The following is a 17,016-nucleotide window of genomic DNA, read 5'->3' as shown; positions in this document are numbered from 1 at the left end:
CAGAACGAGCCATGCCCGCCACGAGGGCGGGCAAGGTCCTGAAACGAGACATGCCCGCCACGAGGGCGGGCAAGGTCCTGAAACGAGACATGCCCGCCACGAGGGCGGGCAAGGTCCTGAAACGAGACATGCCCGCCACGAGGGCGGGCATGTCCATCCTGACGGCACGGCGGATGCCGGCGGTCGCTAGGAGAGGGCCGCGCGGCGGCCGAACCGTAAGGCGTGGATCAGTTGGTGGTCGTGGTCGGCGTGGCGCCGGTGCTCGGGGTCTCCGAGCGGGCCTTCTCCAGGCTCTTGAACTCGGGAGCCGAATTCAGCTCTTCCTTGGTCATGGAGACCACGACCTTCTCGCCATTGTCCGTGGGGGTGGCGGTCAGCGAGTCGAAGGACACCGCGACCGGCTTGGCGCCGATGCCTAGGAAGCCGCCGACATCGATCACCACGGCGATGATCTCGCCTTCGCGCTCGACGATCACGTCGCTGATCGAGCCGAGCTTCTCGTCATTGGCGGTCACCACCTCGGTGCCCATCAGGTCGGAACCGAGCCACTGGCCGGCGCTCTGGGCGCTGATGAATTTCGGCGTCGCCGGGGTTGCGGTCGCCGAAGCGGCCGGAGCGGCGCTGTCGGTGGAACCGGCCGTACCGGGGGTCGGGGTGGTGGCGGGCATTTCGGAGGCCGGGGCCTGCGGGTTGCCGGCATCCGGCTGAACCGGGCTGGCGGCCGGCGGCGTCGTGGTCTGAGGCGCCGGGCTCTGGGCGAAGGCGACCGCGGGGGCGAGCGCCAGGGCAGCGGCGGCGGTGAGTGTCGCAAGCTTGCTGGTCATCGTCTTCTCCGTGTTCGGTAATTTCGAAATCGGACCGATCGTTCGATCCTCTGTGGTAGAAACGAAATAGAACCGAATGGGTTCCCCAACGTAGAGACTTTTCGAATGCGGTATTTATTTACGAAGATCTCAGCCGCGACCGATGAGCGAGGCATCGGCGACGCAAACCGTCAACTCTTCGGTCGATAGACTTGACTTCGTCACGCCCAGCGCGGAAAGGCAGCCCTTGGGGGTGCGGGTGGCGCGGCTCGGGGCCAGCGGGGCGGGCTCCGGCTGGCTGTTGACGATGACGGGCGCGGGGGTCGTGGCGGGAACCGGTGCCGTCGCCGCGGGGGTCGGCTGCGGCATCGCGTCGAGGCGCGAACCCTTGCCGGCACGATTGACGAGATGTGCCTGCCGCGCGGCCATGTCCGGCCCGAAGGCATCGATGGCGATCGCCTGCGGCGCGGCGCGGGTGATTGAACCGGTGGCAAGGGCGCCGGCGGTGAGCGGCACCATGAAGACGACGCCGGTGACGGCGCCGAGAAGGTAGGCGGACCCCTTGAAGACGCTGTCGATGCCCTTCATCACTGCTTCCCCTTTCGTCCGGACCTGCGGGCAGCCATGCGCGGTCGCGCGACGTGGAGCACGTCGCCGCCGGAGCTTTTCCGCAGACGATGGTTTCGATGAATTGGTCCGGCGAAGGCGGTCGCCGTGATCGCAGGGTTAACGCGCGTAAACCGTAACGCGTTCCCGTTCAGGATCACGTTTTCGCGCGTTGCCTATGCGTTGGAAGGACGAAACGCCCGGCGCGGTCAGCGCTCGGGCGTCAAATGGCTCTCGGGCACGCTCACGGTGCAGACGAGGCCGGAGGGGGCGAAGTCGAGCTCCACCTTGCCGTCGAGCGCGCGGGCGAGATTGCGCTCGATCACCAGCGAGCCGAAGCCGCGCCCTTCCGGCTTCGAAACCGCCGGGCCGCCGCGCTCCCGCCAGGAAAGCTCGAAGCCGCCACCGGCTTCCGGCGTGCGCCGGGCCCAGATGATGTCGACATGGCCGGTCGGCACGGAGAGCGCGCCATATTTGGCGGCGTTGGTCGACAGTTCGTGAATGGCGAGGCCGATATTCTGCGCCGCTTCCGGCTTCAGGAACAGGCTCGGCCCCTCGATGGTGAACTGGCTGTTCTCGCGGTCGAGATGGTGGCCGAGCTGCGAACGCACCATGTCGTTCAGCGAGGCGCCGTACCAGCTCTCCTGCACCAGCAGGTCGTGCGACTTGGACAGAGCCTGGAGACGGGCGCTGAAGATCTCGACGAAATTGTCGATCGAGCCGGCATGGCGGGCGGTCTGCCGCGCCATGGCCTGGATCACCGCCAGCAGGTTCTTCGAGCGGTGGGTGAGTTCGCGCATCAACAGGCGCAGATGCTGCTCATTTTCCTTGCGCTCGGTGACATCCACCGCCGCGCCGGTGAGGCCTACCGTGGTGCCGGCGAGATCGCGCAGCGGGTCGATATGGATGTCGTACCAGCATTTGCGCCCGCCTTCCTCGATCTCGATCTCCCCCTTGCGCGAGGTGGAGGAGGCGAGGGCGTCGCGCTTGAGCAGGGTCAGCGCCTGGGCCTGCCCCTCGCCGAGCAGATCGGCATCGCTGGAACCCAGCACCTGCTCCACGGGGAAACCAAACAGCGGCTTGCTGACCGAGGTGTAGCGCAGGTCGCGATCCTGGGTGAAGATCGCGACATTGGAGCCGCGCAGCGCCATCTCGTAGCGCTGCAGGGCGGTGGCCAGTTCCAGCGTCAGCCGCCGCTGCTCGCTCACCGCGTGGCGCGGTGTCGGCATGTCGATCAGCGCGGCGAAGTTCGACCACAGGGCGACGGCGCCGATGAGATTGAGCAAAGCGATGCCGATACGCACGGCCATCGGCAGCAACGGATAGGTGCTGCCGAAATCGAAGATCACCAGCAGCGAGAGCACGCCGAACGACAATACGAGCGTCGCCAGCAGCAAACCCAGAAGCCGTGTGCGGATCGACAGGTTGCGGCGCAGGAACAGAAGCCGCACCAAGGCTATGAAAATGGCCAGCGACGACAGGACCGTGATCCAGCGCGCCGCGTTGTCGACAAGGGCTATGTCGGGCATTTAGGGGTGCTCAGGCGCTGGCACGCTGCTCCCGCGGACGGGCGCGTCGCTCGAAGAACAGCGCCTGGCTGATGACGGCGGCGACGGTCGAGGGCTGGAACGGCTTGGCGATCAGGAAGGCCGGCTCCGGGCGCACGCCGGTGAGGAAGCGCTCGGGATAGGCGGTGATGAAGATCACCGGCACTTCGGTGTTCTCGATCAGCTCATTCACCGCATCGAGGCCGGACGAGCCATCCGCCAGCTGGATGTCGGCGAGGATGAGGCCCGGCGCCTTGCGGCGGGCGAGGTCCACCGCTTCCGTATGGGTGCGGGCGATGCCGGTGACGCGATGGCCGAGGCCTTCCACCAGCCCTTCAAGATCGAGCGCGATGAACGGCTCGTCCTCGATGATCAGCACGTCGGTGGCGATTTCCGCCGCCAGTTCGCGCCCGGCATCGGCGACCAGATTGCGCAGGGTCGGCACGTCGATGGAGAGGATGCTCGCGGCCTCCTCTTCGGTGAAGCCTTCCAGCGACACCAGAAGGAACGCCTGGCGCACCACCGGGGTGATGTGGCCGAGCCGCCGCTCGCCCTGCAGCGGGGCGGGCGGGGCGTCGAGCTGGGCGTTCAGCGTGACGGAATCCCACAGTCGCGTGAGCAGGGTGTAGAGCGCCACGCGGGGATCGATCGAACGGTCGAGCGTCGAGGGATCGGCGATGAGCGTCTCCAGCATGGCCGTAACATAGGCGTCGCCGGCCGACTGGCTGCCACTGAGCGCGCGCGCATAGCGGCGCAGAAAGGGCAGGTGCTGCGCGACAAGTTGAGAAGTGCTCACTCGCGTCTCCCCGAAGCTGCAAATTGTGAAGCGGCTGTTAACGCACGATGGACCGCGTGGTTCCGGAGTAGGTCAAAAATTTTCGCGATGCACTAGAATTCCCGGAACCGTTTCGCCTTTGGCTCGTTGTGACCTCGTATGCAGCGACGGAGCCGTCTTCCCTCTCGACCTTTCGGGGGCTCAATGTCGGGAAAGAAAATGATGAGTGACGATCATTCGGAGGGTGCGGCCGCCGCGGCGGATGGCATGTCCTCCTCGCCTTTGGGCGGCGGTAACCAAACCGCTCTCGGGAGCGAGATACAGGCCAAGATCGGCCAGCACCTGCGCGCCATGTATGACGACGTGGTGCGCCAGGGCGTGCCCGACCGTTTCATGGACCTGCTGTCCAAACTCGATAAGGCGGACAACACGTCCGGCGAGGGCGGAGGGCGCAAGTGAGCCGGTTCGACCCGACTTTGCGCGACGAGATTATCGCCGCCATCCCCAATCTGCGGGCCTTCGCCATCTCGCTGTCGGGTAGCGTCGACCGCGCCGACGATCTGGTGCAGGAAACGCTGCTGCGTGCCTTCGCCAATATTTCGAGCTTCCGGCCCGGCACCAATCTGCCGGCCTGGCTGTTTACCATTCTGCGCAACCTGTTCCGCTCCGAATACCGCAAGCGGCGCCGGGAGGTGCCGGATTCGGACGGGGCCTTTGCCGCGACGCTGACCAGCAATCCCGACCAGAACACCCATCTGGATTTCGAGGATTTCCGCGCCGCGCTCGAACAGCTGCCGCCCGACCAGCGCGAGGCGCTGGTGCTCGTCGGCGCCTCCGGCTTTTCCTATGAGGAAGCCGCCGATATCTGCCAATGCGCCGTCGGCACCATCAAGAGCCGGGTGAACCGGGCGCGCAAGCGGCTCGGCGAGATGCTGGCGCTGGACGATGTCAGCGATTTCGGCCCCGACAAGACCACGCGCGCGGTGCTCGCTGCCGAACGCACCTGAGCGGCATTGCCGCCGCCGGACGATCCCGCCTCCTTCCATAAGACAGCTTCAACAAAGAGCGTCCCTGTTCCACTCGCGCGTTCAACGCGAGAACGCCCCCGGCTTGCGTCGGGGGCGTTTGCATGGCTGCGGCAAAGCCGTTCGGCTTCCGGGCCGGAGGCCCGGAAGCCGAGACTTCAAGGCGCGCGGCCGCGCCGCATGAAGCCGAACACCGCCGACACCAGGAACAGGATGATGGCGACGAAGAAGATGATCTTGGCGATTTCGATCGCGGTTCCGGCAATGCCGCCGAAACCGAGAACGGCGGCGATCAGAGCCACCACGAGAAAGGTCAGCGCCCAACCCAGCATGTAAGCCTCCACTTCGCGAGACGGCCGTGGCCGTGTGGCGGAACAACAAACGAGGCGGCTCAGGGTTCCGCGGTTACCGCTTGGGCCTTAGATGCGTTTCGCCAGCGAGGGGGCGACGGCGCGGGCTTCCGCCAGCAGGGCGGTGACGATCGGCGTCATCGGCTCGCGGTCGAGCACGACGAGCCCCATCTGGTGCAGAACTTCCGGCCCCTCGATGGGGATGGAGCGGATGCTGGCGGGAAAGGCGAACACATCCGCCAGCGTGTTGGCCACCACGCTGGCCCATTTGCCGGTGCGCACATGCGAAAGCAGGGCAAGCGTCGAATTGGCCTCCAGCATCGGCACCACCGCATGGCCGGCCTCGGCGAGCTGCTTGTCGACGATGCGGCGGTTCTGCATGTCCGGTGTGAGCAGGCACAGCGGCACCCGGCCGATTTCCTCCCAGGTCACCTTGGCCTTGTCGCCGAGCGGCGAGTCGGCGGAGGTGAGGAAGCGGTAGCCTTCCTTGTAGAGCGGCACCGTCTGCACCCGCCCGAGCGGGTCGTTGTCAAGATAGGTGATGCCGGCATCGGCTTCCAGATTCTCGATCAGCCGCAGCACCTCGTTGGAGGAGGCGGAAATCAGCGTGAAGCGCACATCGGCATGCTTGGCGTGGAACGGCGTGGTGAGCTCGGAGAGCATCGGCATGGCGGTGGGGATGGCGGCGATGCGCAGATGGCCGGAAAGCCCCTTGCGCATGCCGGCGATTTCCTGGCGCATGGCGCGTACATCACCGATGACCCGCCGCGCCCATTGCAGCGCGCGCTCCCCTTCCGGGGTGAATCCGATGAAGCGCGAGCCGCGCTCCACCAGCCGGACGCCGAGCTGTTCTTCCAGCTGCTTGAGGCCGGCCGAGAGCGTGGGCTGGGTCACCCCGCAGGATTCGGCGGCACGGCCGAAATGGCGCTCCTTGGCGAGGGCGAGCAGGAGTTCAAAACGGTCGATCACGCGGGGCGTTTCCTGACACAGACGATAGAAACATTCTATCAAACTATCAGAAAAGCTTCATCCTGCGAATTGGACGGATTAAAGACCGCCGCCCCACCGCGAGCCCTCACTCCGCCGCCCCGCGCAGCGCCGGGGTCGGCAGCGGATTAGCCGCAAAGAGATCAGGCGGCAAGGGCGCGCCCGCTGGGCCGTCGGCTTCGAACTCCAGCTGCTCGATGCGCGCGCCGCGCTTGGCGATCTTGTCGGCGGAGGTCAGCGCCTGCGCCACGTCGTCGGTCATCTGGCCGAAGTGCTTTTGCAGATGGCCGACGCGTTCGCGCAGGCGGATCACATCGGCGACCAGCTTGCCGCATTCCGTGCGGATCAGGTCGGCCTGCTCGCGCATGCGCGCATCCTTGCAGATGGCCTGCACCACCTGCACGGCGAGCATCAGCAACGAAGGCGAGACGAGAATGACGCGGGCGCGGAAGGCCTGCTGGATGAGGTCATCGAAATGCTCGTGCAACTCGCCATAGACGGATTCGGAAGGCACGAACATCAGCGCCACGTCCTGCGTCTCGCCGCTGACGAGGTAGCGCTCGGAAATGTCCTTCACATGCCGGCCGACATCGGCCTTCAGCCGCGCTTCCGCCGGCTTGCGCGCCTCCGGCGTCGGCGCCTCGCGAAAGGCGGTGATCGATTCCAGCGGAAATTTGGAATCGACCAGCAGCGGGCGGGTGTCGCCGGGCAGGAAGATGGCGCAGTCGGCGCGCCGTCCATTGCTCAGCGTGTGCTGGAAGGCGAAGCTGTCGCGCGGCAGGGCGTCGGCGATGATGGCCTGCAGCCGCCCCTCGCCGAAGGCGCCGCGCGCCTGCTTGTTGGCCAGCGTCTCGCGCAGGCTCATCACCTGGCCGGAGAGTTCGCCCAGGCTCGCCCGCGCCTGATCGACAAGGGCGAGGCGCTCATTGAGCCGCACGAGGTTTTCATGCGTGGCCTCGCTCGCCCGCGCCAGACTTTCTCCCATGCGGTGGGAGGACGCGTCGAGCCGCTCGGCTACGGCGCGGGCGAGGTCGCCCTGGCGCTGGGCCAGCACCTCCGTCATCGACTGCACCCGGCCGATGGTTTCCGCCTGGGTGCGGGCGAGATCGGCGAGGCGTTCCTCCAGCTCGTCGGCGCGGCGGGCCTGTTCGTCGGCCTCAAGCGCGTTCTGCCGGGCGCTGCGGGAAACCGCGCGCAGAACGGCGACGAGCAGCAGAAAGGCGAGCGCGCCGGCACCGGCAAGCGTCTGCGCCAGCGTCACCGGCTGCGTGCCGAGCGTGAACACGATCTGATCCATCGCCGTCTTCTAGCAGATTCGGGCGTTGGTGCGAACGGAGAGTGAACATCCGTTACTGTCAGGGTAAACCCCGCGTTGACGGAATTCGGCGCGGCGCTTATCTGGACGGCATGTCGATACGTCCGCTCGTGATCCTCCCCGATACCCGCCTGCGCCAGCTCTCCGATCCCGTGCTGCGCGTGGATGCGCGCGTGCGCGCCATCGTCGAGGACATGTTCGAGACCATGTATGACGCCCCCGGCATCGGGCTGGCAGCGATCCAGGTCGGCATTCCCGAGCGCATCGTCACCGTCGATGTCGGCCCGCGCCAGGCGCAGGCGGACGGCGCGGAGGACGAGGAGGCGGAGCGCGAGAAGCACCCGCTGGCGCTCATCAACCCGGAGATCATCGCCTCGTCCGAGGAAATGTCGGTCTATGCCGAGGGCTGCCTGTCGATCCCGGAATATTACGCCGATGTCGAGCGCCCGGCGCGGGTGAAGGTCCGCTATATGGACCTGAATGGCGAGACGCAGGAAATGGACGCCGACGGCCTGCTCGCCACCTGCGTGCAGCATGAGATCGACCATCTCAACGGCGTGCTGTTCATCGACCACATTTCCAAGCTCAAGCGCGACCGGGTGATCACCAAGTTCACCAAGCTGGCGAAGAAGGAGCGGGCCTGATCCCGCGCGCACGCGCCGCGTCGTTTCCACCTTCCAGCGGAGAGCCGCATGCGCATCGTCTTCATGGGCACGCCCGATTTCGCGGTTTCCACGCTGGTGGAGATTGTCGGCGCCGGCCACGAGGTGGTGGCGGCCTACACGCGCGCCCCGGCGCCGGCCGGGCGGCGCGGGCTCGATCTGGTGCCCTCGCCGGTGCACCGCGCGGCGGAACGGCTCGGCATTCCGGTGCTGACGCCGTCCACCTTGCGCACCGAGGACGCGGCCGCGACCTTCGCCGCGCATGAGGCCGACGCCGCCGTGGTGGTGGCCTATGGGCGTATTCTCCCGCAGGCGATCCTCGATCTTCCCCCGCTCGGCTGCCTCAACCTGCATGCTTCGCTGCTGCCCCGTTGGCGCGGCGCGGCGCCGATCCAGCGCGCCATCATGGCCGGCGACAGCGAAACCGGCGTCGCCGTCATGAAGATGGAGGCGGGGCTGGACACCGGACCGGTGGGGCTGGTCGAGCGCGTCGCCATCGGGCCGGACATGACGGCGGGCGAACTGCACGACCGGCTGATGATCGTCGGCGGCGATTTGATGGCGCGGGCACTGGCGGCACTGGAGCGTGGGGCGCTCGGCTTCACGCCGCAGCCGAGCGAGGGTGTGACCTACGCCGCCAAGATCGACAAGAACGAGACCCGCATCGACTGGACCCGGCCGGCGCAGGCGGTGCACGACCATATTCGCGGCCTCTCGCCCTTTCCCGGCGCCTGGTTCGAGCTCGACGGTGCGCGGGTGAAGGTGCTGCGCTCGACGCTGGGCGCGGGTGCCGGCGCACCCGGTTTGGTGCTGGACGGCGCGCTCACCATCGCCTGCGGAGAGGGCGCGGTGCGGCTCGTCGAGGTGCAGAAGGCCGGCAGCCGGGCGATGCCGGCGGACGAGTTTTTGCGCGGCAGCGACCTCGCCGCGGGCAGGGTGGTGACATGACGGACATACGCGCTCTCACGGCCGAGGATCACGCGCTCTGGCTGCCGCTCTGGCAGGCCTATCTCGTCTTTTACGAGGCGACGCTGCCGGACGAGGTGACGGCGACCACCTGGCAGCGCCTGCTCGACCCCGCCGAGCCGGTGCACGGCGCGCTGGCCTTCGATGCCGCCGGGCAGGCGGTCGGGCTGGTGCACTGGCTGTTCCACCGCTCCACCTGGTGGGTGGGCGATGTGTGCTACCTCAACGACCTCTATGTGGACGCCAGCCAGCGCGGACAGGGCCTCGGCCGCCTGCTGATCGACCATGTCGCGGCGGACGCGACGGCCAAGGGCAGCCCGAAGGTCTATTGGCTGACGCACGAGACCAACCACACGGCACAGCGGCTGTATAACAGCCTCGCCGAGCGCACCGGCTTCATCCAGTACCGCAAGCCGCTGGCGCCCTGACGGGCCCCACGGATTCCGTCATCCCGGACGGTCGCAAGGCCGATCCGGGATCGCGTGGCTCAAGGGTGCGTGACAGTGGCGAGCGATCCCGGCTCTCCGCTCCGCTCCTGCCGGGATGACGTATTCGGGCGACGCGTGCCCCCTCACTTGCCCGGCTGCGGCACCACGCGCAGATAGGGCTTCAGCGTCTTCCAGCCGCCGGGAAACTTCTCCTTCGCCGCCTCGTCGCTGACCGAGGGCACGATGATGACATCCTCGCCGTCCTTCCAGTTGGCCGGGGTGGCGACGGCGTGCTGGGCGGTCAGCTGCAGCGAGTCGATCACCCGCAGGATCTCGTCGAAATTCCGCCCGGCGCTGGCCGGGTAGGTGAGGGAGAGCTTCAGTTTCTTGTCCGGCCCGACGATGAACACCGAGCGCACGGTCAGCGTGTCCGAGGCGTTCGGGTGGATCATGTCGTACAGGCCGGAGACGGTGCGCTCCGGGTCGGCGATCAGTGGGAAATTCGGGGCGTAGCCCTGCGTCTCCGCGATGTCCTCGGCCCATTTCGCATGCGCGTCGAGCGGATCGACGGAGAGGCCGATCACCTTGACGTTGCGGCGGTCGAATTCCGGCTTCAGCCGCGCCACCTGGCCGAGCTCGGTGGTGCAGACCGGGGTGAAGTTCTTCGGGTGCGAGAACAAAACCCCCCAGGAATCGCCCAGCCATTCATGGAAGCGGATCGGGCCTTCGGTGGTCTCGGCATCGAAATCGGGAACGACGTCCCCGAGGCGGATGGTCATGGCGAACTCCCGTCAAGAAATCTAGTGTTTTGGTAGCATACTCCGCCCGGCAGCGGGTGCAAGCCGTCATCCTATTCCGCGCCTGTGACAGTGGAACCTGCAGGCCAACCGCACGTTACCGGACGGGCGCCGCCTCCGGCCGGGGGTCGGGCGCCTTCGAGATCAGGAATCGCCGTCACGGTCTGCCGGGCAGGTCCGGCATGCTCAAAAGGAGAGGGATCATGCTCAAGATCGTTGTGCTTTCGCTGGCCACGCTCAGCATCGCCGCCTGCACCACCACGGAACGCCGCGCCGCGGGCGGCGCGCTCATCGGCGGCGGCACCGGCGCGGTCATTGGCGGCATTGCCGGCGGCGGCACGGGCGCGGCGATCGGCGCGGGCGTGGGCGCGGGCACCGGCGCGCTGATCGGCGCGGCGACCTCGCCGGGCGACTGCTGGGCCTATGACCGCTATGGCCGCCGCGTGGCGGTGCGCTGCTGACCGCAGCGCCTTACACAATTGACAGAACGAGCGGCCCCCCAGCGGGGCCGTTTTCGCGTTCGGCTACTGGCTCGCCCACAGCACGCGGGCGATCCAGGCGATGTCCGCCTCCTGCAGCAGCCGGTCGGGATGCTCGGGGTTGAGCGAGCGCAACTCCACCGTGCGGTTGGTCTGGCGCTTCAGCTCCTTGGCCAGCACCTCGCCCTCGCGCGTCTTCACCACTACCCGGTCGCCGCGCCGGATCGGCGCCGCCGGCGAGACCACGACGACATCGCCGTCGCGGTAGAGCGGCAGCATTGAATCGCCGGAGATTTCCAGCGCATAGGCGTGCTCGTCGCCGACATTGGGAAAGGCGATCTCGTCCCAGGCGCCGCCGACGGGAAAGCCGGCATCGTCGAAATAGCCGCCTTCACCCGCTTGCGCGAAGCCGATGAGCGGAATGGCGCGGCGCCCGCCCGTCCCGCCATTCACCAGCCCCATGAAATCGTCGAGGCTGGTGCCGGTGGCGGCCAGCACCTTGGCGATGCTCTCGGTGGACGGCCAGCGCGGCCGCCCGTCCGCCGCCTCGCGCTTGGAGCGGTTGAAGGTGGTGGCGTCCAGCCCGGCGCGGCGGGCGAGGGCGGAGGGGCTGAGGTCCAGCCGTTCCGCCAGCCTGTCCAAAGCACGCCAGATCTGGGCATGGCTGAGCATGATTCGTGCCCGGATTTTTGTCAGATATGTAGGAATTATACCCTAATTTCGCCGTTGTCCAGCCGTGTTGCGGCGGCTTCGGTGCGGCGCTGGACAGGGCGCGCGCCCTGCCTAGGATGGCCGCCCTTTCGGGCAGGGGCCGGCATGCGCATGGACGAGACGCCACAGGACGAGACCGAGACCCTGCTGCTGGCGGCGGCGCGCCGGGCCATCGCCTACCGCGCGGACCCCACAGTGCACCCGCCGGCGACGGATTATGCCGCCTGCCTCGCCGCCTTTGACGGCCCGCTGCCGGAAGACGGCGTGCCGGGCGCGGACGTGCTCGACGCGCTGGTGGCGCGGGCCGAGCCGGGGCTGCGCGCTTCCGTCGGGCCGCGCTTCTTCGGCTGGGTGATCGGCAATTCCCACCCGGTCGGCGTCGCCGCCGACTGGCTGACCGCCGCCTGGGGCCAGAACACCGCCAACCATTTCGCCGCGCCCGCCGCCGCCGCCGCCGAGACGGTGGCCGCGCGCTGGCTGCTGGAGGTGCTGCGCCTGCCGGCGGAGAGCGGGGTCGGCTTCGTCACCGGCGCCACCATGGCGAGCTTCGTCGCCCTCGCCGCCGCGCGCGGCGAGGTGCTGCGCCGGGCGGGATGGGATGTGGAGGCGCTGGGCCTGTTCGGCGCCCCGCCGGTGCGGGTGCTGATCGGCGAGGAAGCCCATGCCAGCGTGTTCTCGGCGCTGCATTATCTCGGCTTCGGCAAGGCGAGCCTGATCCGCGTGCCGGCCGACGCGCAGGGCGTGATGCGGCCCGACGCCTTCGAGGACCTGTTGGCGCGCACTGTTCCCGAGGGCGCGCCGCTGATCGTGGTGACGCAGGCCGGGCATATCCATAGCGGCGCCAGCGACGACCATGCGCGGCTGGTCCCGCTCGCCCGGGCGCGGGCGGGGTGGGTGCATGTGGACGGCGCCTTCGGCCTGTGGGCGCGCGCCTGCCCGACGCGCGCGCACCTCGCCACCGGGGTCGAGGCGGCCGATTCTTGGGCGACGGACGGGCATAAATGGCTGCAGACGCCGTTCGACTGCGGCTATGCCATCGTGCGGGATGCCGACGCCCACCGCCGGGCGATGACCATCGCGGCGAGCTATCTGCCGCCGGTGAGCGAGCATGAGCGCGACCCCTCGCACTATGTGCCGGAGCTGTCGCGCCGCGCCCGGGGCTTTGCCAGTTGGGCGCTGCTGCGCCATTTCGGCCGGGCCGGCATCGCCGCGATGGTGGAGCGCCATTGCGCGCAGGCGCGGCTTCTTGCGCAACGTCTCGCCGCCGCGCCGGGGGTGACGGTGCTGAACGAGGTGGTGCTAAACCAAGTCGCCGTGCGCTTCGGCGGCGCGGAGGCGGGGGCGGCGGAGGGCGCGCAAGGTGACGCGCTGACCCGCGCCACCATCGCGGCGGTGCAGGAAGACGGCCTTTGCTTCGCCGCCGGCGCGGCATGGCGCGGGCGCTGGATCATGCGGCTGTCGGTGATCGGCGCCTCCACCACCGAGGCGGACATCCATCTCTCCGCCGACGCCATCCTCCGCGCCTGGCGCCGCGTTGCCTCGGCGGCCGGGGCCCTGTAGGACGGGCCGACGATACAGGGTGGGAAACGGACATGGCGGCGGCGCAGGCGAGGCTCATCTACAAGATCGCGCCGCGCGCGCTGTGGCAGGCGGCGGAGGCCGCCGGGCGGTTCGACGGAGCGCCGGTGGATGTGGCTGACGGCTTCATTCATTTCTCCACCGCCGGGCAGGTGGCGGAAACGGCGGCGAAGCACTTCGCCGGGCAGGGCGACCTGCTGCTGGTGGCGGTGCGGGTGGAGCATCTCCCGCCCGACCTTCTGCGCTGGGAGCCCTCGCGCGGCGGCGACCTTTTTCCCCATCTCTACGGCCCGCTCGCGCTCGACGCGGTGGCCTATGTGCGCGAGCTGCCGCTCGGCCCGCATGGGCGGCATCTGTTCCCGGCACTGGAGGGGTGATCTCATGAGTGCGCCAATGAGCCGCCTGCTCGACCTCGCCCTTCCCTTCGCCCGGCTGATGGACCCGGAGACCGCGCATGGCCTGTCCATCCGCGCGCTGTCCTGCCTGCCGCCGCGCGCCGTGCCGGTGGACGATTCCCGCCTCAACGTGTCGGCCTTCGGCCTCGCCTTTCCCAATCCGGTGGGGCTGGCGGCGGGGTTCGACAAGGAGGCGGAGGTGCCGGACGCCATGCTGGGCGCCGGCTTCGGCTTTGTCGAGGTCGGCACGATCACGCCGCGCCCGCAGCCTGGCAATCCGCGCCCGCGCAATTTCCGCCTGGTCGAGGACCGGGCGGTGATCAACCGCTACGGCTTCAACAGCGGCGGCCATGGCCCGGCGCTGGCGCGGCTTTCCGCCCGCACAAAGCGCCGGGCGCCCGGCATCGTCGGGGTGAATGTCGGGGCGAACAAGGACAGCACCGACCGCGCCGCCGATTACGTCGCCGGCATCCGCGCCTTCGCCGGAGTGGCGAGCTATTTCACCGCCAATGTCTCCTCGCCCAACACGCCCGGCCTGCGCGACCTGCAGGAGGAGAAGGCGCTCGACGAATTGCTGGCGCGAGTGATCGAGGCGCGTGACGCGGCCACGCCCGGCGTGCCGCTGCTGCTGAAAATCGCGCCCGATCTCGCTCTGCCGCATCTCGACGGGGTGGTGAGCGTGGCGCGCCGGCGGCGGATCGACGGGCTGATCGTCTCCAACACCACCCTTTCCCGCCCACCCAGCCTGCGTTCGCCGCACAAGAGCGAGACCGGCGGGCTCTCGGGCCGGCCGCTCTTCGCCCTCTCCACCCGCATGCTGGCGGAAACCTTTGTGCGCGTGGACGGCGCCTTTCCGCTCATCGGGGTCGGCGGCATCGACAGCCCCGCCGCCGCGCTGGCCAAGATCGAGGCCGGGGCGAGCCTGATCCAGCTTTATTCCGCTCTCGTCTATGAGGGGCTGGGGCTGGTGGAGCGGATCAAGCAGGGGCTCACCGCGCAGCTGGCGCGCGAGAACGCGACGCTCGCCGCGCTCACCGGACGGCGGGCGCGCGAAATGGTGGCGGGGCCCTTTCCCGGCTAGGTCAAGGTGTTCAACGCCAGAGAAACAGGTCTTCGTAGCGCCTGTCGTCGCCGTCGAGATAGGCGAGGAGCTTGGCTGTCGTCACGTCGTGCGTGCCCAACCGCTTGTGAGGGAAGTCGTCGATCCGCGCGACGAAGGCGTCCCGGTCAAAAGCCGGCTTCGGGATGCGCCAGATCTCGATCGCGGCGCAGTCGATCCTCTTCCAGATTGCCATCGGCGTGCGCGAGATGATCAACTCGTCGAAGCCCTGGGTATCGGATTTCCAGAGCAGCGGTCCCCCGCCATCGGCGCCGAGGGTGCGCTCCATCCATCCGCCGGTTTCGGCACAGGCGACGCGAGCCGTGCCGAACACACCGTTGCTCACCGCTGCCTCGTTCAGCGAGTAGTTGCCGCTGTTGGTGACATCACGGAAGAAGGCCACCTCCCCATCCTCCGCCGACAGAGCGAGATTATAAAGCTCGGGGTCCGAACTCGGCAGGCCGGTAAGGTTGTATTTGAGGGCTCGGAAGTTCTCCGGGTCCGGCTCCACGCAGACGATCCGGTCGATATTGGACAGCCGATGGGCAAGCTGGCGGGTGACCAGCCCGATATTCGCGCCGATATCGACGAGGGTGTAGCCCGACGACGCGTTCGCGTGACGGGCGAAGAAGTCGATGATCTCCGGAGACCAGGAAGAATGAAGCCCGACGAAAGGGAAGATCGCCCAGTCGTGCATCATCAGAAGCGTGGTGCCCGCCGGGCCGAACGCACCGTCGGCCTCGATCTTCAGCAGCGTCCCGTGACGGCTGAACGCGGGGTTGCGCCGCAGCGTGCGCTCATTGGCCGCCCAGGCCACCTTTGCGGCCAGTGGGGAAAGCAGGGTCTTAATGAAGCGCCGCATTACCTGTTTCCCGCTGCTTCGCCGAGTTCAAGATCGAAACGTCGCCCGCTCAAGCGCCGGCATCCGTAGCGCCAGGAACACGCCGCGCCCGGCGATGAAGGCGAGATAGGCCAGCCACAGACCGGTATTGCCCAGAGGCAGAGTCAGCCACCAGGCGAGGAAGAACAGCGCCACCGCCGGTAGCATCATGTTACGCATGTCGCGCGCCCAGGTCGAGCCGGCATAGATGCCGTCATAGGCGAAGGCGGCGACGCCGAGCAGCGGGGTCAGCGCCGCCAGCGGCAGGAAGGCGCGGCCGACCTCCCGCACCTGCTCGTTCGCCGACAGAAGATCGATCAGCGGCCCGCCACCCACTAGAAGCAGCGCACTGGCCGGCGCGGCGAAGCCGAAGCCCCAGGCAAGCACCAGCCGCACCGCGCGGCGGAAACCCGCTCTGTCCCTGGCGCCGACGCTCTGGCCGCAAATCTGCTCGGCGGCGGTGGAGAAACCGTCTAGGAAAAAGGCCGAGACCATGACGATATTGTAGAGCACCGCATTGGCCGCGAGCGTCACATCGTCCTGCCGCGCCCCCTGCGCGGTGAAGAACAAGAGCACGCTCATAATCAGTGCGGTGCGGATCATGATGTCGCGGTTCACCGCCACCGTCTCGATCAGCCGCGTGCGAGCGACGACTATGCGCCACGGCACCCGCCAGTCCCGCCCCACCAGCCGCGCGGCGGCCATGAGACCGACCAGCGTGCCGGTGATTTCCGCCAGGACATTGGCACCCGCGGCGCCGGCAATGCCGAAATCCCACCACAGCACCAGAGCGACCGTGGCGAGCGCGTTCACCCCGGCGATAAGAATCTGCAGACCGAGGCCGATATCGGTGCGGGCAATGCCGACCAGCCAGCCGAGCAGGGCGAAATTGGCGATGGCGAAGGGCGCGGAAAGGATGCGCACGGAAAAATACAGCGTCGCCGCCGCGTGAACGCCCTCGCTGGCGCCCATGGCGAGAAAGGCGAGATCGGCCAGCGGCCCATGCAGCACGATGAGCGCGAGGCCGATGACGGCGGAGATCAGCAGCGCGCGGATCAGCACCGCGCGCAGTTCCACGCTCTCGCCGCGCCCGAGCGCCTGCGCGGTGAGGCCGGCCGTGCCCATGCGGATCGAGCCGAAGATCCAGAAGGCGAAATCGAACAGCAGCGCCCCCACCGCCACCGCGCCAAGCAGCGTCGCGTCGCCGAGCCGGCCGATGGCGCCGGTGGCGACCAGCCCCAATATGGGCGTCGTCATCTGCGCCAGCGTCGCCGGCAAGGCGAGGGCGAGGAAACGCCGGGAGGTGACCTCCACCCGGCCGGCGGCCGCGAGGCTCACGGGATCAGCGTCCGCGATTGGCGATGCGCAGGATGAGCCAGAGCGGGATGACGATCACCGCGCCGAGGATGAAATAGCGCCACAGCCGCTCGATCGCCTCGAAGCTGAAATTGAACAGATGCCGCACCAGGCTTTCCAGGCTGGCGAGGATGTTGAGCGGGTCGAGCCCCAGAGCGGCGAGGATGACGCCCACCACCAACGAGAGCAGCACGAGCCGCATGAGAACCCAGAAGGGCGAACCGCCCATCCAGCGCGCAAGCTGATTATCGGCCATG

General features: G+C 68.2%; 21 protein-coding genes. 9 read left to right on the top strand and 12 right to left on the bottom strand.

The window, feature by feature from the left end; translation table 11 throughout:
• Positions 1 to 227: 227 nt before the first annotated feature.
• The 4 genes from ACO07Z_RS09710 to ACO07Z_RS09695 form a co-directional block, all read right to left on the bottom strand.
• Positions 228 to 824, bottom strand: a complete 597-nt coding sequence (locus tag ACO07Z_RS09710; protein ID WP_421698535.1) for a PRC-barrel domain-containing protein — start codon at positions 822 to 824, stop codon at positions 228 to 230.
• Positions 825 to 953: 129 nt separating this feature from the next.
• Positions 954 to 1,391: a hypothetical protein gene (locus tag ACO07Z_RS09705; RefSeq protein ID WP_421698534.1), complete on the bottom strand. Its 438-nt coding sequence runs from the start codon at positions 1,389 to 1,391 to the stop codon at positions 954 to 956.
• A 227-nt stretch (positions 1,392 to 1,618) separates the two neighbouring features.
• The gene (locus ACO07Z_RS09700) at positions 1,619 to 2,938 is read right to left on the bottom strand and encodes a sensor histidine kinase (RefSeq protein WP_421698533.1); all 1,320 of its coding nucleotides are present in this window, start codon (positions 2,936 to 2,938) and stop codon (positions 1,619 to 1,621) included.
• A 10-nt stretch (positions 2,939 to 2,948) separates the two neighbouring features.
• Positions 2,949 to 3,752 carry a response regulator gene (locus ACO07Z_RS09695; RefSeq protein WP_244378985.1) on the bottom strand — a complete coding sequence of 268 codons (804 nt, stop codon included), beginning with the start codon at positions 3,750 to 3,752 and terminating at the stop codon, positions 2,949 to 2,951.
• A 201-nt stretch (positions 3,753 to 3,953) separates the two neighbouring features.
• Here ACO07Z_RS09695 and ACO07Z_RS09690 point away from each other — a divergent pair, with 201 nt between their 5' ends.
• On the top strand, positions 3,954 to 4,190 hold the full coding sequence (locus ACO07Z_RS09690) for a NepR family anti-sigma factor (protein ID WP_421698532.1): 237 nt from the start codon (positions 3,954 to 3,956) through the stop codon (positions 4,188 to 4,190).
• Positions 4,187 to 4,738: a sigma-70 family RNA polymerase sigma factor gene (locus ACO07Z_RS09685; RefSeq protein WP_421698531.1), complete on the top strand. Its 552-nt coding sequence runs from the start codon at positions 4,187 to 4,189 to the stop codon at positions 4,736 to 4,738. The genes ACO07Z_RS09690 and ACO07Z_RS09685 overlap by 4 nt, the downstream gene beginning before the upstream one ends.
• Before the next feature lie 176 nt (positions 4,739 to 4,914).
• Here the strand turns inward: ACO07Z_RS09685 and ACO07Z_RS09680 are convergent, their stop codons facing one another.
• The 3 genes from ACO07Z_RS09680 to ACO07Z_RS09670 form a co-directional block, all read right to left on the bottom strand.
• Positions 4,915 to 5,088 carry a DUF1328 domain-containing protein gene (locus ACO07Z_RS09680; RefSeq protein ID WP_018389091.1) on the bottom strand — a complete coding sequence of 58 codons (174 nt, stop codon included), beginning with the start codon at positions 5,086 to 5,088 and terminating at the stop codon, positions 4,915 to 4,917.
• An 87-nt stretch (positions 5,089 to 5,175) separates the two neighbouring features.
• Positions 5,176 to 6,075 carry a LysR family transcriptional regulator gene (locus ACO07Z_RS09675; RefSeq protein ID WP_244378981.1) on the bottom strand — a complete coding sequence of 300 codons (900 nt, stop codon included), beginning with the start codon at positions 6,073 to 6,075 and terminating at the stop codon, positions 5,176 to 5,178.
• A gap of 106 nt (positions 6,076 to 6,181) precedes the next feature.
• On the bottom strand, positions 6,182 to 7,390 hold the full coding sequence (locus ACO07Z_RS09670; RefSeq protein WP_421698530.1) for a DNA recombination protein RmuC: 1,209 nt from the start codon (positions 7,388 to 7,390) through the stop codon (positions 6,182 to 6,184).
• Between the two features lie 110 nt (positions 7,391 to 7,500).
• On the opposite strand from ACO07Z_RS09670, the gene def reads away from it, so the two are divergent.
• Genes def through ACO07Z_RS09655 form a run of 3 tightly spaced genes read left to right on the top strand, consistent with a single transcriptional unit; the run spans position 7,501 to position 9,464 of the window.
• Positions 7,501 to 8,052: a peptide deformylase gene (gene def, locus ACO07Z_RS09665; RefSeq protein WP_244378977.1), complete on the top strand. Its 552-nt coding sequence runs from the start codon at positions 7,501 to 7,503 to the stop codon at positions 8,050 to 8,052.
• Between the two features lie 48 nt (positions 8,053 to 8,100).
• Positions 8,101 to 9,018 (top strand): methionyl-tRNA formyltransferase, encoded by a 918-nt coding sequence (fmt, locus tag ACO07Z_RS09660; protein WP_421698529.1) that lies wholly within the window; start codon positions 8,101 to 8,103, stop codon positions 9,016 to 9,018.
• Positions 9,015 to 9,464 carry a GNAT family N-acetyltransferase gene (locus ACO07Z_RS09655; RefSeq protein ID WP_421698528.1) on the top strand — a complete coding sequence of 150 codons (450 nt, stop codon included), beginning with the start codon at positions 9,015 to 9,017 and terminating at the stop codon, positions 9,462 to 9,464. Before fmt ends, ACO07Z_RS09655 begins: the two co-directional genes overlap by 4 nt.
• Before the next feature lie 143 nt (positions 9,465 to 9,607).
• On the opposite strand, the gene ACO07Z_RS09650 is transcribed toward ACO07Z_RS09655, so the two are convergent.
• The gene (locus ACO07Z_RS09650; RefSeq protein WP_421698527.1) at positions 9,608 to 10,243 is read right to left on the bottom strand and encodes a peroxiredoxin; all 636 of its coding nucleotides are present in this window, start codon (positions 10,241 to 10,243) and stop codon (positions 9,608 to 9,610) included.
• Positions 10,244 to 10,464: 221 nt separating this feature from the next.
• Between ACO07Z_RS09650 and ACO07Z_RS09645 the strand changes: the two genes are divergently transcribed.
• Entirely contained in the window at positions 10,465 to 10,722 is a 258-nt protein-coding gene (locus ACO07Z_RS09645; RefSeq protein ID WP_244378969.1) for a YMGG-like glycine zipper-containing protein, read from the top strand.
• A 63-nt stretch (positions 10,723 to 10,785) separates the two neighbouring features.
• On the opposite strand, the gene ACO07Z_RS09640 is transcribed toward ACO07Z_RS09645, so the two are convergent.
• Positions 10,786 to 11,412: a S24 family peptidase gene (locus ACO07Z_RS09640; protein WP_421698526.1), complete on the bottom strand. Its 627-nt coding sequence runs from the start codon at positions 11,410 to 11,412 to the stop codon at positions 10,786 to 10,788.
• A gap of 150 nt (positions 11,413 to 11,562) precedes the next feature.
• On the opposite strand from ACO07Z_RS09640, the gene ACO07Z_RS09635 reads away from it, so the two are divergent.
• From ACO07Z_RS09635 to ACO07Z_RS09625, 3 genes are read left to right on the top strand one after another with little or no spacing between them, the layout of a single operon-like run.
• Positions 11,563 to 13,011: a pyridoxal phosphate-dependent decarboxylase family protein gene (locus ACO07Z_RS09635; RefSeq protein ID WP_421698525.1), complete on the top strand. Its 1,449-nt coding sequence runs from the start codon at positions 11,563 to 11,565 to the stop codon at positions 13,009 to 13,011.
• Between the two features lie 32 nt (positions 13,012 to 13,043).
• Entirely contained in the window at positions 13,044 to 13,406 is a 363-nt protein-coding gene (locus ACO07Z_RS09630; RefSeq protein ID WP_421698524.1) for a DUF952 domain-containing protein, read from the top strand.
• A gap of 16 nt (positions 13,407 to 13,422) precedes the next feature.
• Positions 13,423 to 14,505, top strand: coding sequence for a quinone-dependent dihydroorotate dehydrogenase (locus ACO07Z_RS09625; RefSeq protein ID WP_421698523.1), 1,083 nt, complete (start codon positions 13,423 to 13,425; stop codon positions 14,503 to 14,505).
• A gap of 10 nt (positions 14,506 to 14,515) precedes the next feature.
• Here ACO07Z_RS09625 and ACO07Z_RS09620 read toward each other — a convergent pair whose 3' ends face one another.
• From ACO07Z_RS09620 to ACO07Z_RS09610, 3 genes are read right to left on the bottom strand one after another with little or no spacing between them, the layout of a single operon-like run.
• Positions 14,516 to 15,385, bottom strand: a complete 870-nt coding sequence (locus ACO07Z_RS09620; protein ID WP_421698522.1) for an FkbM family methyltransferase — start codon at positions 15,383 to 15,385, stop codon at positions 14,516 to 14,518.
• A 27-nt stretch (positions 15,386 to 15,412) separates the two neighbouring features.
• Positions 15,413 to 16,741, bottom strand: a complete 1,329-nt coding sequence (locus tag ACO07Z_RS09615; RefSeq protein ID WP_421698521.1) for an MATE family efflux transporter — start codon at positions 16,739 to 16,741, stop codon at positions 15,413 to 15,415.
• A 4-nt stretch (positions 16,742 to 16,745) separates the two neighbouring features.
• A complete protein-coding gene (locus ACO07Z_RS09610; RefSeq protein WP_421698520.1) occupies positions 16,746 to 17,015 on the bottom strand; it encodes a DUF6460 domain-containing protein in 270 nt (89 codons plus the stop codon).
• Position 17,016 lies beyond the last annotated feature (1 nt).

This window comes from Ancylobacter sp. (genome assembly GCF_965229075.1).
Classification (GTDB): domain Bacteria; phylum Pseudomonadota; class Alphaproteobacteria; order Rhizobiales; family Xanthobacteraceae; genus Ancylobacter.
Note: the sequence above shows the minus strand (reverse complement) of the source record. Positions and strands in the feature narration are given on the sequence as shown.